The organism is Lysobacter terrae, from assembly GCF_054782215.1.
The window spans coordinates 37,213-62,700 of sequence record NZ_BAAGSX010000012.1 but is presented as its reverse complement, the minus strand read 5'-3'; the positions used below and the strand labels follow the sequence as shown (position 1 = coordinate 62,700).

Annotated in this window: 17 protein-coding genes; 14 read left to right on the top strand and 3 right to left on the bottom strand. The window is 66.9% G+C overall.

From position 1 onward, the window contains the following. Positions 1-171 precede the first annotated feature (171 nt). Positions 172-2,700: a penicillin-binding protein 1A gene (locus ACYVJ8_RS17145; protein WP_460714688.1), complete on the bottom strand. Its 2,529-nt coding sequence runs from the start codon at positions 2,698-2,700 to the stop codon at positions 172-174. A gap of 474 nt (positions 2,701-3,174) precedes the next feature. Between ACYVJ8_RS17145 and ACYVJ8_RS17140 the strand changes: the two genes are divergently transcribed. The 14 genes from ACYVJ8_RS17140 to tkt all read left to right on the top strand — a co-directional run bounded on the left by ACYVJ8_RS17140 (position 3,175) and on the right by tkt (position 20,202). Then, complete coding sequence (locus ACYVJ8_RS17140; RefSeq protein ID WP_460714686.1) at positions 3,175-4,233, top strand: pilus assembly protein PilM; 1,059 nt, start codon at positions 3,175-3,177, stop codon at positions 4,231-4,233. After that, positions 4,233-4,955 carry a PilN domain-containing protein gene (locus ACYVJ8_RS17135; RefSeq protein ID WP_460714684.1) on the top strand — a complete coding sequence of 241 codons (723 nt, stop codon included), beginning with the start codon at positions 4,233-4,235 and terminating at the stop codon, positions 4,953-4,955. The genes ACYVJ8_RS17140 and ACYVJ8_RS17135 overlap by 1 nt, the downstream gene beginning before the upstream one ends. Beyond that, positions 4,952-5,650, top strand: a complete 699-nt coding sequence (locus ACYVJ8_RS17130; RefSeq protein ID WP_460714683.1) for a type IV pilus inner membrane component PilO — start codon at positions 4,952-4,954, stop codon at positions 5,648-5,650. The genes ACYVJ8_RS17135 and ACYVJ8_RS17130 overlap by 4 nt, the downstream gene beginning before the upstream one ends. Before the next feature lie 31 nt (positions 5,651-5,681). Next, complete coding sequence (locus ACYVJ8_RS17125) at positions 5,682-6,206, top strand: pilus assembly protein PilP (RefSeq protein WP_460714840.1); 525 nt, start codon at positions 5,682-5,684, stop codon at positions 6,204-6,206. A gap of 15 nt (positions 6,207-6,221) precedes the next feature. Beyond that, positions 6,222-8,168, top strand: coding sequence for a type IV pilus secretin PilQ (locus ACYVJ8_RS17120; protein WP_460714681.1), 1,947 nt, complete (start codon positions 6,222-6,224; stop codon positions 8,166-8,168). 207 nt (positions 8,169-8,375) lie between these two features. Continuing rightward, entirely contained in the window at positions 8,376-9,407 is a 1,032-nt protein-coding gene (locus ACYVJ8_RS17115) for an AAA family ATPase (RefSeq protein ID WP_460714679.1), read from the top strand. 8 nt (positions 9,408-9,415) lie between these two features. Next, entirely contained in the window at positions 9,416-10,357 is a 942-nt protein-coding gene (locus ACYVJ8_RS17110; protein ID WP_460714677.1) for a DUF58 domain-containing protein, read from the top strand. Then, the gene (locus tag ACYVJ8_RS17105; protein WP_460714676.1) at positions 10,357-10,809 is read left to right on the top strand and encodes a DUF4381 domain-containing protein; all 453 of its coding nucleotides are present in this window, start codon (positions 10,357-10,359) and stop codon (positions 10,807-10,809) included. The genes ACYVJ8_RS17110 and ACYVJ8_RS17105 overlap by 1 nt, the downstream gene beginning before the upstream one ends. Then, positions 10,806-11,819 (top strand): vWA domain-containing protein, encoded by a 1,014-nt coding sequence (locus ACYVJ8_RS17100; protein ID WP_460714674.1) that lies wholly within the window; start codon positions 10,806-10,808, stop codon positions 11,817-11,819. Before ACYVJ8_RS17105 ends, ACYVJ8_RS17100 begins: the two co-directional genes overlap by 4 nt. Beyond that, entirely contained in the window at positions 11,816-13,585 is a 1,770-nt protein-coding gene (locus ACYVJ8_RS17095; protein ID WP_460714672.1) for a VWA domain-containing protein, read from the top strand. Before ACYVJ8_RS17100 ends, ACYVJ8_RS17095 begins: the two co-directional genes overlap by 4 nt. Beyond that, positions 13,582-15,261, top strand: a complete 1,680-nt coding sequence (locus tag ACYVJ8_RS17090) for a BatD family protein (protein WP_460714670.1) — start codon at positions 13,582-13,584, stop codon at positions 15,259-15,261. Before ACYVJ8_RS17095 ends, ACYVJ8_RS17090 begins: the two co-directional genes overlap by 4 nt. Before the next feature lie 63 nt (positions 15,262-15,324). Beyond that, complete coding sequence (locus ACYVJ8_RS17085) at positions 15,325-16,656, top strand: dicarboxylate/amino acid:cation symporter (protein ID WP_460714668.1); 1,332 nt, start codon at positions 15,325-15,327, stop codon at positions 16,654-16,656. Between the two features lie 125 nt (positions 16,657-16,781). After that, positions 16,782-18,104: a dicarboxylate/amino acid:cation symporter gene (locus ACYVJ8_RS17080; RefSeq protein WP_460714666.1), complete on the top strand. Its 1,323-nt coding sequence runs from the start codon at positions 16,782-16,784 to the stop codon at positions 18,102-18,104. A gap of 103 nt (positions 18,105-18,207) precedes the next feature. Then, positions 18,208-20,202, top strand: coding sequence for a transketolase (gene tkt / locus ACYVJ8_RS17075; RefSeq protein ID WP_460714664.1), 1,995 nt, complete (start codon positions 18,208-18,210; stop codon positions 20,200-20,202). Between the two features lie 67 nt (positions 20,203-20,269). Here the strand turns inward: tkt and ACYVJ8_RS17070 are convergent, their stop codons facing one another. Both ACYVJ8_RS17070 and ACYVJ8_RS17065 read right to left on the bottom strand, forming a co-directional pair. Continuing rightward, positions 20,270-21,889 (bottom strand): hypothetical protein, encoded by a 1,620-nt coding sequence (locus ACYVJ8_RS17070; protein ID WP_460714662.1) that lies wholly within the window; start codon positions 21,887-21,889, stop codon positions 20,270-20,272. 37 nt (positions 21,890-21,926) lie between these two features. Further along, entirely contained in the window at positions 21,927-25,451 is a 3,525-nt protein-coding gene (locus ACYVJ8_RS17065) for a galactose oxidase-like domain-containing protein (protein WP_460714660.1), read from the bottom strand. Positions 25,452-25,488 lie beyond the last annotated feature (37 nt).

Here is a 25,488-nt window from a genome sequence, read left to right as displayed (position 1 = left end):
GGCTGGCACGGCGACGGCGAGCGTTTTCGCCGCGGCCAGCAGGTGCCGGCGGAGCAACGCTAGCATGGGTGGCGTGAATCAGGAATTGGCTGCCGTCGTGGTCCGCGATCGGACGGCTTACGCAAAAAAGAAAGCGGGCCGAAGCCCGCTTCCTTCACACAAGCTCCAGGCTCAGAAGATGTCGAACGACTCTTCAGTCGGCGTCGTATCCTGCGGGCCGTAGTCGACATAGGTCTCCATGCGGTCGAGATCCTCGGCCTTGACCCATTCGGCCACGCCGCCGTTGCCTTCGGGCAGCAGCGTGCCGTTGGCCGCGACGGACACCTTCACCATCCCTTCCGGCGGTTCGTTCGCCATGACCGGCTGATCCTTCAGGGCGACGCGCATGTAGTCGATCCAGATCGGCAGCGCGGCGCGGCCGCCGTATTCTCGATAGCCCAGGGATTTGAAGTCGTCGCGACCGACCCACACAGTGGTGACGAAGTGTCCGCCGAAACCGGAGAACCACGCGTCGCGGTGATCGTTGGTCGAACCGGTCTTGCCGCCGATGTCCTCGCGGTTGAGCACCTTGGCGGGCGTGCCGGTGCCGCGCAGGACGACGTCGCGCAGCATCGAGTCGATCTGGTAAGCGATGCGGTTGTCGATGGCGCGCGGCGCGACCACCATGTCGGCCGGGAGTGCCTTCGCTTCCTTGGGCTTGCTCTTCTCGGGCTCCTTGACCGCGGGCTGCGCGCCGGTGCCGCCACTCGGTCCGAAGTCGAAGCCGTCGACCACGGTGGACGCGGCCTGCGTGGCCGCGACGACCTTGCCGGCCGTACCGATGCCGCATTGCGGACAGGCGGTGGCGGGCTTTTCCTTGAACAGTACGGCGCCATTGCTGTCGCGCACTTCGTCGATGAACCACGGCGTGATCAGGAAGCCGCCATTGGGAAACGCGGAGAAGCCGCGCGCGACCGACAGCGGCGTCAGCGAAGCGGTGCCCAGCGACATCGACAGGTTCGGCGGCAGTTCCTTCTCCTCGAAGCCCAGATGGCTGATGTACTTGCGCGCGTAGTCGACGCCGATCGCATCGAGCAGGCGCACCGAAACCAGATTGCGCGATTGCACCATCGCTTCGCGCAGGCGCATCGGGCCTGCGAAGTTGCCGGTGTCGTTCTGCGGGCGCCACAGGTGGCCGCGGCGGTCCTTGAACACAACGGGCGCGTCGAGCACGACGGACGCCGGATTGAAGCCTCGTTCGAACGCGGCCGCATAGACGAAGGGCTTGAAGCTCGAACCCGGCTGGCGTCGCGCCTGGGTGGCGCGATTGAACTTGTTGGCGGCGTAGCTGTAGCCGCCCGACAGTGCGCGCAACGCGCCGTTCGAAGGCTCCAGCGAGACCAGCGCGGCCTGCGCACGCGGCATCTGCGCGAGCACGTAGCGAACAGGCACGGGCGCCTTCGGCGCCGGCGCGGCCTGGCCGGGAGCGGTGGCCGCGGGCGCCGCATCGGCGCGCAGCACACGGACCAGGTCGCCGCGCTGGACCAGCTTGTCGGGGGCTTGGGCGTTCCAGCCCTGGTTGGGGCCGAGTTGGATACGGCTGCCGTCACCCAACAGGACCTGGGCCTGTCCGTCGCCGGCTTCGAGCACCAGCGCCGGCAGCAGATCGCCCTGCACCGACACGTTGCGCAGGCGTGTCAGCAAGGTCGCCGCGTCCTCGTTGTCGGCGAGGTCGAAATGCTGTTCGACCCCGTGCCAGCCGTGGCGCAGGTCGTAGGTCCGCAGTCCTTCGCGGATCGCCTTGTCCGCGGCCGCCTGCAGGGTGGGATCGATGGTAGTGACGACGTGGTAGCCCTTGGTCAGCGCCTCCGCGCCGTAACGCGCCACCATCTCCTGGCGCACCATCTCGGCCACGTACGGCGCATTCACCTCGACCGGGCGCTCATGTGGCTTGGCGTGCATGGGCACTGCCTTGGCCGCATCCGCTTCGGCCTGGCTGATGTACTTGAGCTGCGCCATGCGCTGCAGGATGTAGACGTCGCGGCGCTCCTTGGCGCGCTCCGGGTTGCTCAGCGGATTGGCGGTCGAGGGGAACTTGGGGATGGCCGCCAGCGAGGCCATCTCGTCCAGGTTGAGCTGGTTGAGCTTCTTGCCGTAGTAGAACTCCGCCGCCGCGGCCACGCCGTAAGAGCGATGGCCGAAGAAGCTCTTGTTGAGATACAGCTCGAAGATCTCGTCCTTGCTGAGCTCATTCTCGATGCGCATGGCCAGCATCATTTCCGCCAGCTTGCGCTTGTAGCTGTATTCCTGGCTCAGGAAGAACTGGCGGGCGACCTGCTGGGTGATGGTGGAGCCGCCCGGGACGCGGCGGTCGTTGGTCGTCGCCAGCAGCCAGATAGCGCGGGCCGTGCCCTTGTAGTCGACGCCGTGATGCTTGTAGAAGCGCGCGTCCTCGGCAGCGAGGAAGGCCTGCTTGAGCCGCTGCGGCACGTCCTCGATGTTGGCCGGATAACGGCGCGTTTCGCCGAACAGCGCCATCAGCTTGCCGTCGCGGGAATAGACGTACATCGGCTCCTGCAACTCGACCGAGCGCAGGGTTTCCACGTCCGGGAGCTTCGGCGCGATGAGGAAATAAAGGACGCCCAGACCGATGGCGCCAAGCACGATCACGCTGGCGGCCGCGATCAGCGACCAGCGCAGCAAACGACGGAAACGGGGCATCGAAGCGGAATTCCTGGCAACGGAGATTGCGGGTGTTGTGGTCCAGGAGTATAGAGGAGGCAAGTGTTGGCCCCGCCGGCGAAACGTCGCAAATCGATGCGCGCTTCATGCTCGCGGCCCACTATCATGACTACGCAGTGCGGGTGAGCCGCGCATTACCCCGGGGCGATCGCCAGATCGAGGCGGACCAGGGGACAAGTGCGGGGGTAAGGGGCAGCGGGCTCGTCGATAGCGGCGGATCGAAACGGGGTCAGCTCCGCTCGGCACCGGTTGGGGTCCCCGGGGTCGGACCGGCGATGGTCTTGGGGTACGCGACCGCTACGGCCGTTCCGGTTCCGGTTCAGCGTTCAGAGGGAAAAGCGGTCTGGTTGGCAGTTCGGGGCACAGGGGAGTTGCCAGCCCGGGTAAAGTCCGATATTTAAGGCACGGCCACACGAAGTGCGCGTAAGCGCTTGTGGCATGGGGAGAAAAATCGTGGGGATCGTCACAAAAGGCCAGCCGACCCTCGTCGGCTTGGATATCAGTTCGACCGCGGTCAAGCTGTTGCAGCTCTCCAGGGCTGGCGACCGCTACCGCGTCGAGCACTATGCGGTCGAGCCGCTGCCGCCGAACGCCGTGGTCGAAAAGAACATCGTCGAGGTCGAGGCGGTGGGCGAGGCCATCAAGCGCGCGGTCAACCGCTCGGGCACCAAGGTGAAGTACGCCGCGGCCGCGGTCGCGGGTTCGTCGGTGATCACCAAGGTCATCCCGATGCCGGCCGACCTCGACGAGGACGACCTCGAATCCCAGGTCGAACTCGAAGCGGTCAACTACGTGCCGTACCCGATCGAGGAAGTGAACCTCGACTTCGAGGTGCTCGGCCCGATGCCGAACAACCCCGGAACGCTGCAGGTCCTGCTCGCGGCGTCTCGCTCCGAAAACGTCGAGCTGCGCTCTTCCGCGCTGGAAATCGGCGGACTCACGCCGAAGGTCATGGACGTGGAAGCGTTCGCGATCGAGAACGCATTCGCGCTGCTGGCCAACCAGCTGAGCGGTCCGCGCGACGGTCTGACCGCGCTGATCGACTCCGGCGCGACGATGACCACGCTCAACGTGCTGCGCAACGGCCGCAGTCTCTACAGCCGCGAACAGGTGTTCGGCGGCAAGCAGCTCACCGACGAGGTGATGCGCCGCTACGGACTGAGCTATGAGGAAGCCGGCCTGGCCAAGCGCCAGGGTGGCCTGCCCGAGAGCTATCAGGCCGAAGTGCTCGAGCCCTTCAAGGAAGCGATGGTCCAGCAGGTCAGCCGCCTCCTGCAGTTCTTCTATGCGGGTAGCGAATTCAACCGTGTCGACCAGATCGTCCTCGCCGGCGGCAATGCGGCCATCCCGGGCATCGCCCAGATGGTCGAGGAACAGCTCGGCGTTCCGACCCTGGTGGCCAACCCCTTGGCGCACATGACGCTGGGTCCGCGCGTGCAGGCGCACGCGTTGGCCCAGGACGCCCCCGCGCTGATGATCGCCTGCGGTCTCGCCCTGAGGAGCTTCGACTGATGGCACGGATCAATCTCCTCCCATGGCGCGCCGAACGGCGCAAGCAACGCCAGAAGGAATTCAGCATCCTGCTCGGCCTGTCCGCGCTGGGTGCAGTGCTGCTCTCGTTCCTGATGGTCGGCTACTACAAGGCCCAGATCAGCGGTCAGAACGAGCGCAATCAGTACCTCACCGACCAGATCGCGCTGGTCCAGAAGCAGATCGACGAGATCAAGCTGCTCGACGAGAAGAAGGCCAAGCTGCTCGCCCGCAAGGAAATCATCGAGAAGCTTCAGGCCAACCGCTCGCAGATGGTGCACCTGTTCGATTCGCTGGTGCGCACCATTCCCGATGGCGTGATCCTCACCTCGATCAAGCAGGACGAAGACACGCTGACCCTCGAAGGCCGCGCGCAGTCCAACGCTCGCGTCAGTACCTACATGCGCAATCTCGAGAGCTCGGGCTGGATGACCAAGCCGGACCTGTCGATCATCGAGGCGAAGGGCAACGACAAGTCGCTGCCGAACGAGTTCAAGTTGTCGGTCAAGCTCGCCAACCCGAACGCGCCGAAGGACGAGAACGGCGATGGCATACCTGACCAGCCGGCCCCGGCTCCGGCGGGCGCAGCACCGGCGAACGCTCCTGCAGGTACGGCCCCGGCCAATGCCGCGCCGGCAACGACGCCGGCGGCTCCCGCCAACTCCGCGCCTGCCGCACCCGTGAAACAAGGAGCCGCCTCGTGAGCGCCAAGAAATTCTCGCTGCGGGACCTCGACTTCAACAACATGGGTTCCTGGCCGCAGCAGGCCAAGGTCGGTTTCTGCGTCATCGTCGCGCTGCTCATCATCTTCCTGAGCTGGTGGGTGTTCGTGCGCGACAAGTTGAACGAGCTCGAAGGGCTAGAGCGCCAGGAAGTCAACCTGCGCCAGGAGTTCGAGACCAAGCAGGGCCGCGCCGCCAACCTCGAACCCTTGAAGCAGCAGCTCGCCCAGATGGAAGAGCAGCTCAAGCAGATGCTGCGCCAGCTGCCGAGCAAGACCGAGATGCCCGACCTCATCGTCGACATCTCGCAGACCGCACTCGCGACCGGCATCACCAACGAGCTGTTCCAGCCGGGTCCGGAAATTCCGAAGGAGTTCTACGCCGAGAAGCCGATCATGCTGCGCATGGTGGGGACCTACCACCAGTTCGGCGGCTTCGTGAGCGGCGTGGCGACCCTGCCGCGCGTGGTGATCATGACCATGCACGATATTTCGCTGAAGCCGCGCGACAAGGACCGGTCCGGCAAACCGCTGCCGATCACCGCCAACAGCCCGCTGGAATTGGCCGGCACGGTGAAGACCTATCGCTACCTCGACGAAGAGGAAGTGGCCGCGCAAGAGGCGGCGCAAGCCGGTACTGCTGGCGGCGCTCCCAAGAATGCACAGGGAGGGGGCTGACATGCTCGCTCAATCCGATCGCCTGAGTGCCATGCGCAAACGAACTCTGCTTGCTGTAGCTCTGGTTCTCGCCGTGACAGGTTGTGCTCGCGGCATCACCAGCACGCCGGGTGACGCGCCGAACCTGGAAAAGTGGGTGGCGGAAGTGAAGGCGCGTCCCGCGCCGCCGCTCGACCCGCTGCCGGTGATGCAGCAGTTCGAAACGTTCGAATACGCGGCCTATTCGCTGCGCGATCCGTTCAGTACCGCCTTTACCGACAGCGACAACGGCGCTGGCCTTCGTCCCGACCGCGAGCGCCGCAAGCAGACCCTCGAGCAATTCCCGCTCGACAGTCTGGACATGGTCGGCACGCTGGGCCGTGGTCCCGGCATGATCGCGTTGGTGATGGCGCCCGATAAAGTCACGTACCGCGTACGCCCGGGGAACTACATGGGGCAGAGCGACGGTCGCGTGACCGGAGTGTTTGAAGACCGCATCGAGTTGGTGGAACTGGTGCCGGATGGCGCGGGTGGCTGGCTGGAACGTCCAGCGTCGGTCGCATTAGAAGATCAATGATTGGGGGATGACACGATGACCGTTTTCAACGCCAACCGCTCCAAGCGCACCGGCATCGGCCTCGCAATCGGGCTGCTCGCCGGATTCAGCGCTGCCCAGGCCGGTACGCCTTCGACGCAAGGGACCTTCACGCCTACGTTCGTTGCCCAGCTTGCGCCTGCCGCCGCGCCGACGCCGAGCAACGATCCGGCCAAGCAGGTGCCGGGCACCATCTCGGTGTCCAACATCGACTTCAAGCGCGGCGACGGCGGCGCGGGCAAGCTAATCCTGCGCTTCAGCGGCGACGGTGCCATGCCGGACCTGCGCAGCACCGGCTCGACCGTGACCGTCAACGTCGGCAACGCGCAGCTGCCTGCGAACCTGCAGAAGCCGCTGAACGTCACCGACTTCGCCACCCCGGTGCAGAGCATCGACGCGCGTACCGCCGGTACCGGCACCCAGCTGGTGCTGAACACCACCGGCGCGTTCGAGTCGATGGCCTACCAGACCGGCCGCGACTACATCGTCGAAATCATCCCGCGTGCCGCAGGCGCCAAGCAGCAGCGCGCTGTGGGTGCCGCCACTACCACTACGGCCGCCGCTCCGGCGCGTGCCTACAGCGGCCGCCCGGTAACCTTCAACTTCCAGGACGTGCCGGTTCGCACCGTCCTGCAGCTGATCGCCGAAGAGTCTGGCCTGAACGTCGTCGCCGCCGACACCGTGCAGGGCAACGTCACCCTGCGCCTGGTCAACGTGCCGTGGGATCAGGCGCTCGACATCGTGCTGCAGGCGAAGGGCTTGGATAAGCGTCGCAGCGGCAACGTCGTCTGGATCGCGCCGCAGGCCGAAATCGCCAAGTACGAACAGGACCGGGAAGACGCGCGCATCGCGCTCGACAACCGCGTCGACCTGGTGACCGAGTACATCCAGATCAACTATCACAATGCCGGTGCGATCTTCAAAGCACTGACCGAAGCCAAGGGCGTCGGCGGCAGCGGCGGTGGTGGCGGTGGTCAGGGCGGCAACAGCCAGAACGACAGCGGCTTCCTGTCGTCGCGTGGCCGCCTCGTCGCCGACGACCGCACCAATACGCTGATGGTCAGCGACATCCCGAAGAAGGTCGCGCAGCTCAAGGAGCTGGTCCATGTGATCGACCGTCCGGTCGACCAGGTCATCATCGAAGCGCGCATCGTCATCGCGACCGAAACCTTCGCCCGCGAAATCGGCGCCAAGTTCGGCCTCAACGGCGCGACGGGCAAGGACGGCGACCGCAGCACCCTCGGCTTCGGCGGCAGCGCCGATGCGTCCGCGGCCAGCGCGCTCTCGCGCGCCAACGCGGTCCAGTCCGGTGCCCGCGGCTTCACCGCGACCCGCGATCTGAACGTCAATCTCCCCGTGAACAACCCCGCGGGTGCGTTGGCCTTCTCGATCATCAACGCCGGTTATCTGCTCGACGTCGAACTGTCGGCGATGCAGGAAGAAGGCCGCGGCGAAGTGATCTCCAATCCGCGCGTGGTGACCAGCAACCAGCGTGAAGCGGTGATCCGCCAGGGCCAGGAAGTCGGTTACGTGACCGTGACCCAGGGCCAGGGCGCCGCCGGCCAGGTCGCGCAGCAGAACGTCCAGTTCAAGGACGTGCTGCTGGAAATGAAGGTCACCCCGACCATCACCAACGACGGCCGCGTCTTCCTCAACATGAACGTGAAGAAGGACGAAGTGGAAGACTTCGTGCAGGCCTCGATCGGCAGCGTGCCGCTGATCAACAAGCGCGAAGTGAACACCGCCGTGCTGATCGAAGACGGCCAGACCGTCGTGATCGGTGGCGTGTATGAATTCCGCGACCGCACCGACCTGCAGAAGGTGCCCTTCCTCGGCGACATCCCCTTCCTCGGCAACCTGTTCAAGAAGAAGGGCAAGAACAAGGAAAAGGCCGAGCTGCTGATCTTCGTGACGCCGAAGGTGTTGCAGGTCGCCCAGCGCTGATCGCGCCGACGCAATGTCAAAACGGGGGCCGCAAGGCCCCCGTTTGTTTTTGCGGGGTGCCAGCGCTGCCGATACGATGAATACGGGCCGAAAGGCCCGTTTTCGTTTCCGCCGATTGCCTGTCGGTTCGCTGAAACCGATCCGGGCCGATAGAACTTGCGCGCGTCACTTCGGTCAGAATGGTTCGGGTCTGTCACCGAGCCTCCCATGGACAGCAGCATCCCTCCCATTCCCGTCGAGCCCCCGACCCGCGCCGCCAATGCGACGAACGGCCGCCTGCACGACGCATTCCGCGACCTGCGGACGGCACTCTCGGCCGAGATCGTCGGCCAGGCCGCGCTGATCGAGCGCCTCCTGATCGCCTTGTTGGCCGATGGCCACCTCCTCGTCGAGGGCGCCCCAGGCCTGGCCAAGACCAGCGCCATTCGTGCCCTCGCGACGCGCCTCGACGCCGACTTCGCACGCGTCCAGTTCACTCCCGATCTATTGCCCGCCGACCTGACCGGTACCGAAGTGTGGCGTCCGCAGGACGGGCGTTTCGAATTCCAACCCGGCCCGATCTTCCATCCGCTGCTGCTGGCCGACGAAATCAATCGCGCCCCGGCCAAGGTGCAATCGGCCCTGCTCGAAGCGATGGGCGAGCGGCAGGTGACGGTCGGACGCCAGACCTACGCGCTGCCGCCCCTGTTCCTGGTGATGGCGACGCAGAATCCGATCGAACAGGAAGGCACCTTCCCGCTGCCCGAAGCGCAGCTCGATCGCTTCCTGATGCACGTGCGCATCGGTTATCCCGAGGCTGCGACCGAAACCGAAATCCTCCGCCTCGCGCGCGAACGTGCCCGCGCCAGCGTGCGTGCCACGCCGGTCTCGCTCGCGCGCATGCCGCTGGCCGACGTATTCGCCGCCCGTGCGGCCGTACTCGATCTGCACGTCGCGCCCGCGGTCGAGCGTTACCTGATCGAACTGGTGCTGGCCTCGCGCGATGCGCAACGCTACGACGCGGCACTCGCACGCCGCATCGCCTGGGGCGCAAGCCCGCGCGGATCGATCGCACTGGAGCGTTGCGCGCGTGCGCACGCCTGGTTGGCGGGACGCGATTTCGTTACGCCCGACGACGTGCGCGCGATCGCGCCGGACGTGCTGCGCCATCGCATCCTGCCCAGCTACGAGGCGACCGCCGAAGGCTGGGACGGCGACCGTCTGGTCCTCGAACTGCTGCGGCAGGTTCCGCTGCCCTAGGCTCCGGCATGCGCCAGAACGACGACGCACGCAAGACGACGGCGACAGGTTCCGATGGCGATGGCGTGCGGCCATCGCTCGCGGAATTGGTCGCCCTGCGCGGTAGTGTCGGCGGCCGGCGCAATGCGCGTATGGGCCGTCATGGCGTCAGTGGCCACGCGCTGTCGCAGCTGCGTGGCCGCGGCATGGAATACGCCGAATCCCGCGACTACGTGGCCGGAGACGATGCGCGCCATATCGATTGGCGCCTCACCGCACGCACGGGCCGCGCGCATACCAAGTTGTTCCAGGCCGAGCGCGAGCGGCTGACGATGATCGTTGCCGACACCGCGCCGTCGCTCTACTTCGGCACGCGCACGCGTTTCAAGTCGGTGCAGGCCGCGCGCGCCGGCGCGGTAGCCGCATGGGCGTCGATGCGCGATGGCGATCGCATCGCCGCACTGCGCGGCAGCCTGCGCGAGCCGCCCGTTGCGCCTGCATCGGGCGCACGCGGCGCCTTGCGCGTACTCGATGCGCTGGTGCGCTGGTATGCGCAGCCGCCGCAGGACGACGCGGGCTTGTCCGTAGCCTTGGATCATGCGCAGCGGCTGCTGCGGCCGGGCGCGCGCCTGGTGCTGCTGGCCGATCCGCACAGCGTCGCCGGCATCCCCGAACGTCGCTGGCCCGCGCTTGCGCAGCATCACGAAGTCATCGTGCTGCTGTTGACCGATCCTTTGGAAACCGATCCGCCCAAGCGCGCATCGCCCTTCGTCGGCGATGGGCATCGCCTGGAACTGGACCTGGGCGCCGCGCCGCAACGGCAACGCTGGCTGCGCGAATTCGTCGCCCCGATCCAGAGCGCGTTGGCAGCGTTGCCGTCCAAGGGAATCCGCGTGCAGGCGCTTTCCACCGACGCCGCGAGCGAATCCTGGTTACCGCTGCTGGGCCGTGCGCGGCCGCTGGTGGCGTGATGGCAGACGCCACGCTCGTATTGCGCGATATCCATCAGTCGGCCGCGCCGGCTTGGTGGCCGCCCGCGCCCGGCTGGTGGATGCTCGCCGCGTTCGCGCTAATCGCGGTGGTGCTGTGGCAGCTGTGGCGTGCGCGGAAAGCAAGGCAGCGGCGCGTCGTCGCTCGCTTGTTCGATGACGCGCTGGCCGGCGACGGCAATTTGCCGATGCAGGTTGCGGCCATGTCCGGCCTGCTGCGCCGTGCCGCGCGGCGTCGCGATCCGCGCGCCGATACGCTGCAAGGCGATGCCTGGCTGGCGTTTCTGGACGCCGGCGATCCAAGCCGCCCGTTCTCCCAGGGCGAGGGACGCCTGCTGCTCGAAGGCGGGTTTCGTCGCGAAGCCGACCCCACACAGGTCGCCGCACTGCAAACGCTGGTGCGTGCGCGCTTCATTCGCTGGATGACGCAATGAGCACGTCGTTCGGTGCGCTGACATCACTGCACGACTACTTCGCCTGGCCATGGCTGTTGCTGGCGCTGCCGCTGCCGTTGCTCGCGCGCTGGCTGCTGCCGGCATCGCGCACGACCGGCGCCGCACTGCGCGTCCCGTATGGCGCCCGCCTGGAGGCGATCGCCAAAGGCGGCAGCCATGCACTGCATGCGGGCCGGCTCAATCCGCTGCTGGTGCTCGCCTGGATTCTCCTCTGCATCGCCGCGGCGCGACCGCAGCAGCTCGGCGAAGCGATCCAGCCGCCGCAGGCCGGACGCGACATGCTGCTGGCGCTGGATCTGTCGGGCAGCATGGCCGAGCCCGACATGGAGTTGGGCGACCGTCCCGTCGATCGCCTGACCGCCGCCAAGGCGGTACTCGCCGACTTCCTGGATCGCCGCGCCGGCGATCGTCTCGGCCTGCTTGTATTCGGCCGTCGCGCGTATGCGCTCACGCCGCTGACCGCGGATCGCGACACGGTGCGCGAGCAGCTCGGCGACAGTGTTGTCGGTCTGGCCGGGCAGGAGACCGCCATCGGCGATGCAATCGGCCTGGCGGTCAAGCGCCTGCGCACGCAACCGGCCGCGCAGCGTGTGGTCATTCTGCTCACCGACGGCGTCAACACCGCAGGCGTGCTCGATCCGCGTAAGGCGGCGGAACTCGCGCGCAGCGAGCACGTGCGCGTGCACACCATCGCCTTCGGCGGCGAAGGCTCGCTGTCGGTATTCGGCTTCAAGCTGCCGATGGCCGGCGCGGGCGACGAAATCGACGAAACCACGTTGCGCGCGATCGCGGAGCAGACCGGCGGCCGCTTCTTCCGTGCGCGCGATACCGCCGAACTGGCGGGCATCTATGCGGAGATCGATCGTCTCGAACCCATCAGCCGTGCCGGCAAGGCGGTACGTCCGCGGCTCGAGCGCTATGCCTGGCCGCTCGCGGCGGCATTCGCCTGCGGCCTGCTCGCCCTGCTGTGGCCGCGGAGGCGGGCATGAGTCTCCACGATCTGTCAGCGCTGCACTTCCTGCGTCCGTGGTGGCTGCTCGCTGCGCTGGTGCTGCCGCTGCTGGCGTGGTGGTGGCGTCGGCGCAGACGGTTGAGCAGCGTCTGGCGCGAGGCCGTCGATCCGCATCTGCTGCCGCATTTGCTGGAGAAGCGGGACGACCGGCGTAGTCGCTTCGGACTGTGGCTCGCGGCGCTCGCCTATCTGCTGGCGGTGCTCGCGCTGGCCGGACCGAGTTGGCGCCAGTCCGCACAACCCTTGTGGCAGAGCCAGGCGCCACTGGTGGTGGCGCTGGATCTGTCCAGCGCGAGCTTGGCTGCGGATCTGCCGCCGTCGCGGCTTGCCCAGGCGCGCGCGAAGCTCGCGACGCTGCTGCGCGAGCGCAAGGGCGGGCAGGTGGGTCTGGTCGCGTTCGCCAGCGATGCCTTCACCGTGGCGCCGCTGACCGACGACGCCACGAATGTGGCGCTGTTCCTGGACTCATTGCAGCCCGACGTGATGCCGCGCGATGGCCAGCGTAGCGACGAAGCGATCGCCTGGTCCGCGCAATTGCTGCAACGCGCCGGTGCGACGCGCGGCGACATCGTCGTGATCACCGATCACGCCGACGCTGCGGCGATCGCGGCCGCCGCGGATGCCGCCGCGGCCGGCTACCGCGTATCCGCGCTGGGGCTGGGAACCGAGCGTGGTGCGGCCTATCGGCGTAGCGGCGGCGACATCGCGAACGCACGGCTCGACAGCGCATCGCTGCGCCGGCTCGCCAGCGAAGGCAACGGCGCCTACGCGGTCTTGGACGGCGGCGACGAGGATCTGCGCACGCTCGGATTGCTCACTCCGGCAACGGCCGAGTCGTCCGGCGGAGGTTCGAGCGGACTGGCGTGGCAGGACGAAGGCTACTGGCTGCTGCTTCCGCTGATGCTGCTCGCGCTGCTCGCCTTCCGTCGCGGCGGCGTCCTCGCATTGCTGCTGCTGTGCGCCGTACTGCCGCCGCATCAGGCGCAAGCCGCCGACCTCTGGCGCCGCCCCGATCAGGCCGCCTATGCCCGCATGCAACGCGGCAATGACGCCTATCGCCGCGGCGACTACCCCGCGGCCACGCGCGAATACGAAGGGCTGGGCAGTGCGACCGCGCACTACAACCGCGGCAATGCCTTGGCGAAGGCGGGGCAATACCCGCAGGCGATGGCCGCATACGATCAGGCCCTGCGCCTGCAACCCGGCATGGGCGATGCGCTCGCCAACAAGCGCGCCGTCGAAGCCGCGATGAAACGCCGCCCGCCGTCGGGATTGAACGGGGGACAGGGCAAATCGCAGCGACAGGGAGGCCAGTCGCAAAGCGATCCGCAGCAGAACCCGCAACAGAGCCCACAGCAGACGCAACAAAATCCGCAGCAGGACACGCAACACAGCGCGCAACAGAATCAACAGCACCAGCCCACCCAGCCGCACGATCAAGCGCAACCCCAACAGACACAATCGCAACCGGCTAAACCCCAAGACGCCAAGGCGCAGGCGGAAGCAGACCGCGCGCAGCGCGAACGCATGCAGCAAGCCTTGCGACAGCAAGGCCAGGCGCAGACCGCCAAGCAGCGACAGAAAGCCAAGGGGGAGGCCGAGGAAACGCCCGAGCAACGCGAACGCCGCCTGGCCAATGAAGCCTGGTTGCGCCGCGTGCCGGACGATCCGGGCGGCCTGCTGCGGGCGAAATTCCGCCTCGAACTGGAACGGCGTGCGGCCAAAGGTAAGGTCGAAGAGTGAGCAGACGGCGCTACATCGGAGTGTCTTTCATCGTGCGTTGCGCGTTCGCGCTGGTGTTGGCGCTGTGCGTGCTGCCGGCGTTCGCGCAGACGCGCGCCTGGCTGGATCGCGATCGCATCAACGCCAACGAGACGGTCACCCTCAACATCAAGACCGATGGCATGGCGCGGCCGGACTACGACCCGTTGCAGCGCGACTTCAGCATCAGCGGCCGCAGCAGCCGCACGCAGATGGACAATGCCGGCGTGCACAGTCTCTACGCGGTGGCGCTGCAGCCGCGCCGCGCCGGCCCGCTGGTGATTCCCGCGCTCGCCGTCGGTAATGCGCGCACCCAGCCCCTGACCTTGCAGGTCGAAGCGGCGACCGCGCCGCTGCCGTCGCGTGCCGGGGACGACGTCTTCATCGAAAGCGAGCCCGACGACAGCCAGCCCTATGTGCAGCAGACCGTGGGCTGGGTCGTGCGCTTGTATTCGGCAGCGCCGCTGATCTCTGGTCAGCTCGATCAGGCGGCGCCCGATGGCGCGGCGCTGCAGCAGGTCGGCGAGGACGTGCGTTACACGCGCGAAGTCGCGGGGCGGCGCTACGAAGTGATCGAACGGCGTTTCCAGCTGATTCCGGAGCGCAGCGGCGCGCTCACGGTCCCGGGTGCGGTGTTCGAGGGGCGCGGCACCGGCGGCTTCTTCGACGAGTTGTTCGGCGATCGCGGCGGCGCGTTGAATGCGCAGGCGCCGGCCCGCGTTCTGCAGGTGCAGGCGGCGCCCGCGAATGCGCCGCAACCGTGGTTGCCGCTGCGCAGCCTGCAGCTGCGTTACGCGACCACGCCGCGCGAATTGCGCGCGGGGACGTCGGGCAGTCTGGTGGTCGAGGCGATCGCCGACGGCGCCACCGCCGCGCAGATGCCAGAGCTGCAGCTGCCGCCGATCGACGGTGTGCAGGTGTTCGCCGATCCGGTGCAAGCCGACGAAACCTTCCGCGACGGACGTCCGCGGGTGAAGCTCACGCGGCGCTTTTCGCTGGTACCCGCGAACGCGGGGTCGACGACGCTGCCGGCCCTGCGCATCGACTGGTGGGACGTGCTCGCTGGCGAAAAGCGCACAGCCGCGTTGCCGCCGATGTCCTGGAACGTCGCGGCGGCGGACGGTGCGGCCGTGCCGAATGCCGTGCTCACGGAAGGCGCTGCCAGCCGCGCCGCGCCGGCCTCCGGTGCGCACCGCGCTTGGGTGCTGGCGACGCTGTTGTTCGCGGCGCTGTGGCTGCTGACGTTGGTATGGGGCTTCCATCAGCGTTCGCATCATCACGCGGTGGCCGCTGCGCACACGCATGCCGCGGGTACGCCGCCACCGTCTTCGTCACGACCATCGCGGACGCTGGCGGAACTCCGCCGTGTCCTGGATACCGGCGATCTCGGCGAAGTGGCTGACACCCTGTGCGGCATGGCGATGCCACCCGCGCGCGATATCGACGATCTGCTCGCTCGCCTCGACGATGCCACGCAGCGCGAGGCGGTGACGGCGCTGCAGGGCGCGCGCTGGGGTCACGGGGACGGCGTGCGCGCCCGCCAGGCGTTGCGAAGCGCCTTCGCCCAAGGCCCGCGCTGGCGGGCCGAGCCGGCGCGCGGGCCGGTCCTGCTGCCGCCGCTGTATCCCGAGCGGGAACACGGACGCCGGCAAAGCTGAACAGGGAGGGGCTGGTGTAATCTCGCGGCTGTTTTGCCACCGCACACGCCGCGAGAAACCCGCATGAGCCACATCAGCCTGCCCGCCACTGCCGTCAAGGGCATCCCGCTGCACATCAAGGTGCTGATCGGCTTCGTGCTGGGTGCGGCGCTCGGGTTGTTCGCTTACCGTTACCTGGGCGCGGATACTCCCTTCGTGCAGGGCACCATCGAATACGTCACGCGTCCTGCGGGACAGATCTTCCTCAATCTGTTGTTCATGCTTGTGCTGCCGCTGATGTTCTCGGCATTGGTGCTGGGTGTGGCGGAGCTTGGCGACATCGCCAGTCTCGGACGTCTGGGCTGGCGCACCCTGACCTACACCGCAACCGTCACCGGCGCCGCCGTGGGCATCGGCCTGCTGATGGTCAATCTGATCCAGCCCGGCCTGCACATGGATCCGGCGCTGGTGCAGAAGGCGATGAGCAGCAACGTCGACAAGATCAATGGCATCGTCGCCAGCGGCCAGCAGCTCAAGGTGCTGGATCTGCTGGTCAACATCGTTCCGCATAACGTGCTCGCGGCGGGCGTGGACGACAAGCAGAAGCTGGGCATCGTGTTCTTCGCGCTGATGATCGGCATCGGTCTGGTGCTGACTCCGTCGCCGGCGACGCAGGCGTTCAAGCACGCGCTGCAAGGCCTGTTCGAAATCAGCATGCGGCTGATTGGGCTGTTCATCCGCCTCGCGCCGTATGCCGTGGCGTGCTTCATGTTCAGCCTGTGCGCGCAACTGGGTTGGGACGTGCTGAAGGGCCTGGGTTACTTCGTGATCACGGTAGTGCTGGCGCTAGCGCTGCACATGTTCGTGGTGCTGCCGTTGTGGGTGAAGTTCATGGGCGGCATGTCGCCGCGCACCTTCTTCCGTGGCAGCCAGGAAGCCGTGCTGACCGCCTTCGCCACCGCGTCCTCCACCGCAACCCTGCCGGTGACCCTGCGCGTGGCCGAAGAAAACCTGCGCCTGCCGCGCAAGGTCAGCCGCTTCGTGCTGACCGTCGGCGCGTCGGCCAACCACCACGGCACGGCGCTGTTCGAAGGCGTGACCGTGCTGTTCCTGGCGCAGGTGTTCGGCCTGCATCTGCCGCTGACCGAGCAGCTGATGGTGCTGGGCCTGTGCATTCTCGGCGGCATCGGCACGGCCGGTATTCCGTCCGGTTCGCTGCCGGTGATCGCGATGATCTGCGGCATCATCGGCCTCAACCCGGCGGGCATCGGCATCATCCTCGGCGTCAACAGCTTCCTCGACATGTGCCGCACCTCGCTCAACGTCACGGGCGATCTGGCCACGGCGGTCGTCGTTTCGGCACGTAGCGGTGAAGTGGCCGAGGCCGAGTTGCCGGTGACCGAGAGCGCGCTTTAAAGCACAAGAAGCTTTCCTTCTCCCCGCGACGCGGGGAGAAGGAGACTAGTGCGGGGCGTAATTGTCCGCATGGCGTTAACACCGGTACCCGCTAAGCTCTCGACATTCAACGCCGGAGCCGGTCGATGAGCGAAGCCAACCGCGCTGCCTCACGGAAGCTGCCGCTGCACTGGAAGATGCTGATCGGCTTCCTGGTCGGCCTGGCGCTCGGCTTGACCGCGCACTACACCGTCGGCGCCGAGGCGCCCGTGGTGGCGACGTTCACCACGTATCTCACCCAGCCCGCGGCCACGATCTTCCTGCGCCTGATCTTCATGCTGGTGATCCCGCTGCTGTTCTCGGCGCTGGTGATCGGCGTGTCGGAAATGGGCGACGTGCGCGCCTTCGGCCGCGTCGGCTGGCGCACCTTGATCTATACCGTGGCGTTGTCGGCGCTGGCGGTGGTGCTCGGCCTGGTGCTGGTCAATCTGTTCCGCCCCGGCGCGGGCGTGGATGAAGCGCAGGCGCTGAAGCTGCTCAGCGACAACGCCGAACGCGCGCGCGGCATCGTCAGCGACGCCGGCGCGCAGCCGAAGGGCCTGGACATGGTCTTGTCGATCGTGCCCGACAACATCGTCGCCGCGGCCGCGGACAACAACACCATCCTCTCGGTGATGTTCTTCGCGCTGATGCTGGGCATCGGGCTGGTGATGGTGCGCAACGAAGCCACCGCGACGCTGACGCGCGGCATCCAGGGGCTGTTCGACGTGTCGATGGCGCTGATCGGCATCGTGATCCGGCTCGCGCCGTATGCGGTGGCGTGCCTGATGTTCAACATGACCGTGGTGTTCGGCTGGGATCTGCTGGGCAAGCTCGCCAGCTACGTCGGCGTGGTGGTGCTGGCGCTGGCGCTGCACCTGTGCGTCACGTATTCGCTCGCACTGAAGCTGATCGGCGGCTGGTCGCCGTGGAAGTTCTTCCGCGGCGTGCGCGAAGCGATGCTGCTGGCCTTCTCGACGGCATCGAGCAACGCCACCCTGCCGACCTCGCTGCGCGTGGCCGACGAGGAACTGCACCTGCCGCGGCGCGTCTCGCGCTTCGTGCTGACCGTGGGCGCGACCGCCAACCAGAACGGCACGGCGCTGTTCGAGGGCGTGACCGTGATCTTCCTCGCCCAGTTCTTCGGCGTGGAGCTGTCGCTGTCGCAGCAGGTGACGGTGATGTTCGTCTGCATCCTCGGCGGCATCGGCACCGCCGGCGTGCCTTCGGGCTCGCTGCCGGTGGTGGCGCTGATCTGCGCGATGGTGGGGGTCAAGCCCGAGGGCATCGGCCTGATCCTGGGTGTCAACCACTTCCTCGACATGTGCCGGACCACGCTCAACGTCACCGGGGACCTGGCCATCGCGGCGATGGTGTCGCGGGGCGAAACCGACGCGCCGGGCGCGGAAACGGCGGTCAAACCCGCGTAGCGCGGGCGAAACCCCGTACCGGCCGGGCGCTGTGGGACAATGGCGCCCTTCGCCGGCCCGGCCCTGCCGCGGCCGCGCCTCTTCCCGCTCCCAGCCGCCCTCCATGACGACGACCGCTCCCGCCCGCCGCGACCTCGCCAACGCCATCCGTTTCCTTGCCATCGACGCGGTCCAGGCCGCCAACTCCGGCCACCCCGGCATGCCCATGGGCATGGCCGACATCGCCGAAGTGCTGTGGAACGACTACCTGCGCCACAACGCGAAGAACCCGAACTGGTTCAACCGCGACCGCTTCATCCTCTCCAACGGCCACGGCTCGATGCTGCAGTACGCGCTGCTGCATCTGTCCGGCTATGAGCTGTCGATCGACGATCTGCGCAATTTCCGCCAGCTCGAATCGAAGACCCCGGGTCACCCCGAGAACTTCATGACCCCGGGCGTGGAAACCACCACCGGCCCGCTCGGCCAGGGCTTCGCCAATGCCGTGGGCATGGCGCTCGCCGAGAAGCTGCTGGCGCAGCGCTTCAACCGTCCCGAGTTCGAGATCGTCGACCACCACACCTACGTGTTCATGGGGGACGGCTGCCTGATGGAAGGCATCTCGCATGAAGCCGCTTCGCTCGCCGGCACCTGGGGCCTGAACAAGCTGATCGCATTCTGGGACGACAACAAGATCTCGATCGACGGCAACACCGACGGCTGGTTCACCGACAACACGCCGGCGCGCTTCGAGGCCTACGGCTGGAACGTCGTGCGTGGCGTCAACGGCCACGACGCGCAGGAGATCAAGACCGCAATCGAGACCGCGCTGAAGTCCAGCGACAAGCCGACCCTGATCTGCTGCCGCACCACGATTGGTTTTGGTTCGCCGAACAAGGCCGGCAAGGAATCCAGCCACGGCGCGCCGCTGGGCAAGGACGAAGTCGCCATAACGCGCGAGGCGCTGCACTGGTCGCACGCCGCGTTCGAAATCCCGCAGGACATCTACCAGGCCTGGCGCAGCAGCAAGGGCGAAGTGCGCGAGTCCGAGTGGAACACCTTGTTCGACAAGTACGCGGCGAAGCATCCGGAAATGGCCGCTGAGCTCAACCGCCGTTCGCGCAACGAACTGCCGGAAGGCTTCATCGCCGCCGCCGACGCCTACATCGCCAAGCTGCAGGCCGAAGGTCCGGTGGTCGCGTCGCGCAAGGCCTCGCAGATGGCGATCGAAACCTACGCGCCGCTGTTGCCGGAACTGATCGGCGGCTCGGCCGACCTGGCGCATTCCAACCTGACCCTGTGGAAGGGCAGCAAGTCGGTCGCGACCGACGACCCCAACGCCAACTACATCTATTACGGCGTGCGCGAGTTCGCGATGACCGCGATCAGCAACGGCCTGGGCCTGCATGAGTGCTTCATTCCGTACGACGCGACCTTCCTGGTCTTCAGCGACTACGCGCGCAACGCCGTGCGCATGAGCGCGCTGATGGGCGCGCACGCGATCCACGTCTACACCCATGACTCCATCGGTCTGGGCGAAGACGGCCCGACCCATCAGCCGATCGAGCATCTCGCTTCGCTGCGCTACATCCCGGGCAACGACGTGTGGCGTCCGTGCGACGCGGTCGAATCGGCGGTGTGCTGGAAGAAGGCGATCGAACGCTACAACGGCCCGAGCTGCCTGATCTTCTCGCGCCAGAACCTGCCGCATCAGACCCGCAACGCGCAGCAGGTCGCCGATATCGAACGCGGCGGCTACGTGCTTAAGGATTCGCTCGGCGCGCCGGAAATCATCCTGATCGCGACGGGCTCGGAAGTCGGTCTCGCCATGCAGGCCGCCGCGCAGCTCGGCGACAAGGCCCGCGTGGTGTCGATGCCGTCCACCGACGTGTTCGAGCGCCAGGACGCGCAGTATCGCGAAAGCGTGCTGCCCAGGGCCTGCCGCAAGCGCATCGCCATCGAAGCCGGCGTCACCGGTTTCTGGCGCCAGTACGTCGGCCTGGACGGCGCCGTCGTCGGTATCGACAGCTACGGCGCCAGCGCCCCGATCGAACAGCTGCTGCCGCACTTCGGCTTCACCGTGGAGAAGGTGGTCGAGGCGGCGAACGCGCTGTCCTAAGCCACTGTGAACGCGGCAAGAAAACGGCGCCTCGACGGCGCCGTTTTCGTTTTCACGCCGCGTCCCGTCAGCGCCGATGTTCCGGCGGTATTTCCCTGTTGAACAGCTTGCCGTCGCGTGTGATCTTCACTCGCTGCGATTGCGCCGGCAGCTCGCGCAGGAAGTGCCGTTCGCGATCCGGCGACTGGCGCATCTGCTCCTGGTTGCGGCGCAATGCCATCGCATTGGTTGCGGCGTAATGCGCCTGGGCATAGTCCGCGCACGGATTGGGGTTCTGGAATCCGAAAACGGAAACGACCCCGACCTGCAACTGCAGCGAATAGTCCAGCGAGGTGAGGCCGGTGGTGGCGACGTCGACCGGGCAGTTGTTGCCCGGCATGCGTCCGAACGCGGTGCTGCCACTCGGGCCGCTGGAAAGGTTGCGGAACCACGCCATCGGCGTGCTGCACGAGGTCGGCGGGATCGATTGGGTAGCGAACATGCCGCCCACGTTGCCCACCTGCGCCATGTCGACCTGCGCGGTCGAATGGCAACTCAGGCAGGAGGAGCGCGGATTGTCGACGGGTCCGATCAGGCGGCCCGCGCGCCCCACATGATCGCGGAAGGCGGGCGGCGTGTCGGGATTGATCCAGCTTTCCTGCAGCGTGGTGATCGCAGTCCCGGTCACCGTCGGATCGTTGCCCCACTGCACGCCGATCGGCGTGAGTCGTCGCCAAGCGTTGGCTTCGGCAGGCCACTGCCGCTCGTCGTAGGCGTAGGTGGCGAACACCCAGCCCGTCTTGCCGCTGAAGTGGTCGTCCTTGACCGCGATGTCGACTTGCAACAAGCGCACTTCGATGGGCGGGGCCGCGGAGTTAGACGGCACCTGCACGAACCAGCGCGGTGCGTGCGCCAATGGATCCGGTGCCTGGATCCGCGAGGGCACGTATTCGGCGAACAGCAGCTTGAACACCACGGTACCGTCGATGAAGTGCGCGGCCGAGGGACTGGTCTGGGCCAGGTCGTAGCTGGGGAACACTTGCCCGATCGTGTAGCCGCCGAGACTGTTGTAGTAACCGACCGCTACCGCACGCAGGTCCCCACCGGAGGTCAGCCAATGCGTCTGCTCGCTGGCCTTGAGTGGTCGCTCGCTGGTTACGCCGTGGTAGGGCTCACGGCGAGCGTTCGCCGAAGCCGTCATCATCGGCACGTGGTACCACTTGCGCGATGCCCAGTTGCTGTTGTTCTTCACCGCGTTGAAGTCGATGCCCGGGTCCGACATGCCTTGCAGGATGTAAGCCTTGAGCGCGGCCAGATAGCCGTCGCGCTGCGCCGGGATCGACAGATTGCTGAAGGTTCGCCATGGCCCGTTGGTCTCCGCTGCCGGTGGATTCCATGAGGTGATGTGCGGCTGGCCCTGCGCGTCGTTGGTGATCACCGGAACACCCAGCGGATAGGCCTGCGCGAGCTGGAAGCTCTTCTGCACGCCCGGTTCGTTCGGGTTCACGTCGCCGCTCGCGTCCGCTTGCGGCTGATGATCGGAAATCCAGTCGGGGAAGTCGCCGGAGCATTGCGCCGTGTACGTGCCGGTGCCACCGCCGAATTGTCCAGTGGTCTCGGTCGTGGGCGTGCTCGATTGCCATCGGCATGCGACCAGCAACGAGCACAGCAGCACGCTTGTCGAATTGCGGATTGCGGATCTGTCCATCGCCGTTCACTCCTTGTTTGCCGCCAGTTCTCGCCGTTCACGCGAGGTCGATGAATTTCGCCTCCGAAGGCACGCCTGCTGCATCCAACAGGAACAGCATCCACGGTCCGGGCGGTGCGACCGCGGCGCTGGAAGGAGCGCGGACCTGTACGGTCGCTCCGGTCGCACCGAGGATCGGCAACTTGATCCAGCGCAGACCGGCATCGGTGTGATGGGTCAGCGCGCTTGGCCGCAGCAGCACCACGCTGTCGATATCGCCCGGGGCCGCGGTTCCGATCGACATCGTCGCCCCCCAGGTCGCACCCGCCGGCGCGCTGGTGATCGAGGGCCGGCTACCACCGCCGAGGTACGGCGGGTTGAACAATTCCATCGAGCGCTGATCGCGCATCGGCGTGGTGCCCAGCATGGGATCGATGCCGCCCGTCACCAGCACGCGTCCGTCGGGCAGGAGCACGGCAACCGAGTGGTACTGCCGCGGATGCAGCATCGGCGCCTGCGTCGTCCAGGTGTTGTTCGCCGGATCGTAGATCTCGGCTTCAAGCACCGGCTGGGGATCTGCGGCCCATTTGCCATTGCGCTGGCCGCCGACCGCCAGCAGATGTCCGTTCGGCAGAAGCACCACGGTGACGTTGACGCGTGGGAACGCCATGTCCGCACCACGGCTCCAGGCAGCGACGGCGGGATCCGTCAGGTCGATGCGCTCCAGCGTCTGCGGATTACGCCATGTCGCAACGCCGCTGACGCCGCCACCGATCACGAACACTTCGGTGGCAGGAGGCGAGACGGTGTCGTCGATGCGCAACACCGCCATGCCTTCCTGGCGGTCGGGGAACTGCAGCAGTCCCAGATCGGCCCAACTGCCGCTATTGGCCCCGGTGAAACTGAGTCGCGCGGATTCGCGATGCGACATGTCCGGTCCGGCCCAGCCGCAACGCGAATAGAACAGGCCGCCCGCGGGCAACAGATGCAGGCTGGGGAACAGTTCGGGGAAGGTGCGATCGGCGCCCGCCACCATGGTCCAGTTGCTGCTGCCCGGATCCCAGATTTCCAGGCCGGACGCGCCCGAGCCGGAGGCCGCCAGCACGCGGCCGTCCGGCAGTGTCAACACGGTGGGATACCAGCGCGCCTCGTTCATATTGGCCATCACCGCCCAGTTTTCCGTCGCTGGGTCGAAGATGTGCGTCTGGTTCATGAGGCCGCTCGGCGCGCCGCCGGCGACGAGCAATCGTCCATCCGGCAACCAGGCATGCCCGCTGCAGAACAGGTCGGCCGCGTAAGCCTGGTTCGTGCGCGCATCTGTCGCGGGGTCCCAGACCCTCGACTCGGTTGGATAGCCCGCTTCGGCCGTGCCCGACCACAACAGCACCTTGCCCGTATTGAGCACCGCGGCGTGAACCACGAACAGGTCGAGATCCGGAACGGTCGACCACGTGCCGGCGTGCGACATACACGGCATCTCGACATCCGGACACGGCGTTCCGTCATCGACGGGAAGTTCGAAGCCCAGGCAGGCCTTCAGCTCCTTGCTCGCTTCGATCTCCTGCGAGGCCCGCACGAGACCGGCCATGCCCATCATCATGTGCATCTCGGCGTGGCAGTGGAACAGGAAATCGCCGCGCAACTGCAGACAGTGGTCGTCGTGCGTCAGCACCGGTTTCGCGGGCTCGGCGTGATGGCCGTGCGCCGGTTTGGGCGACTGAATCATCGCCATGGCTCGAGTGACGGCGTTGGCCATCGCCTTCGCCTTCATCTGCACTGCACCCTTGCGCGTGGGCGGTCGCCACTTTTCCGCCGGCGCCTCGCCTTCGTGCAGCTCTTCGTGGCATTCGCAGCAGCCGTCGATCGGCATCAGGATCACGTTCGGCACGATCGTGTCACCCATGAACGATTCGGCCGGTCCGAGACTGCGTGTGTCGTAGCGTTCGTCGCCGCGGCGGAAGCGTTGGCCATGGATGTGGAAGTTGTGCCATTGCGTGGACAGGTCGAGGTCGAACACGTACCAGCGGATGCGTTTGCCCGACCTGGCGACGATGGTTGGCGTGTTCCCGACGAACGAGCGGCCGTTGAGGCACCACGAAGGCATCGCCGCCGTGCCGCGATCGGTGACGGTGTGCTGCTGGTTGCCCGCGTGCGTCCACGTGACGGTGCCGCCCGGACCGATGGTCACGTCGTTGGGCGCGAAACTGGACGGCGAATCGATGATGCTCACCGCGGCCGCTGCCGGGCCGCCGGCGACCACGCGAACCACGCCGGTCATGGCGGTGTGGATCTCGCAGAAGTAGTCGTAGGTGCCTTCGTCGGCAAACGTGAAGGAAACCGGAGGATCGCCGGGTGATAGCGGACCGAAGCGGAAGCGGGTGACGTCCGACTGTCCCTGCAGGCGGTGCAGGAACATGGGCACGTGGTAGTCGGCCTTCTTCGCTGCCGGATCGCGCACGATGATCGCGCCGAACAGCCCACGCGACACCACCGCGTCGATATCCATGAAGTGGTCGTGGAACGGCCAGGCGCCGATCGTGTCGTGGGTAACGTCGAACACGTAGCACCAGCTTTCGCCGGGGCAGATCGCATCGCTGCGATGGTGGTGATGATCCGCCACGCCGAACGGGAACGAGCCGTCCGAATCGATCCCGTAATCCAGGCCGTGGACATGGAAGCTATGGGGTTCCGAGTCCGCGTTGTACACGTGGATGAACAAGCGCTCCCCCGGATCGGCGTAGAGCACGCAGCCGGGAATGCGGCGATCCCACGGCGGCTCGTTGATGTCGGCGACGACCAGAGGCGAGGTGTCCGGCACCGTGTGCGCGGCATCGAAGTAGCGGCGGTAGACCACGGCATCGAACCGGCGCAGTTCCACTTCGTTGGGCGGAATGGTGCCGTCTTCGTGCCCCGGCCCGCGCATGCAGTCGATCTTGTAGCGCATGTGGTCGGTTTCGTCCGGCGCCACCGGTGTGTACGACTGCAGGCGTTCGATCCGCAGGTAGATGCGCCGGCAGCGCGAACGAGGGTCGTGCTTGCCGTGATCGTGCGGATGGGCGGAACCGTGATCATGACCATGACCCGGCTCGGAGGAATCGTCCGAATGATCATGCGATTCATGCGAATGGCCGGCGCCGTGGTCATGCGAGTGACCGGAGCCGTGATCGTGGTCATGACCGGTGCCGTGCGAATCGTCCGAATGGCCATGCGATCCGTGCGAATGGCCGGAGTCGTGGTCATGCGGGTGACCGGAGCCGTGGTCGTGGTCTTCCCGCCCGCACCGTTCGGCGGGCACTGCGACCGGACACCAGTCCAGGAAGCCTCGCCGCCAGATGCAGGCAGCGCGCCCGAGTTCGATTCCGGCGGCATCCAGGGCGCGCACGTGCAGCGATGCCCGTCGCTCGATCAGCGCCTGCGCCTCGTCGCCCGAGGCGCAGATCTCGAACGAGCCGTCGGCCGCGGTTTCGCTGTCGCATAGCAGGGCCCAACGCTCCCCGGCGCCCCGGCCCAACTGGACTTTGAGCCCTTCCAATCCCAGCCCGGTTTCGGCGATCCGGACTACACCCCTGGCGACGATCTCCATATCGGCCTCCTTGCCCGCAGCGGTCTCCGCACGGGGA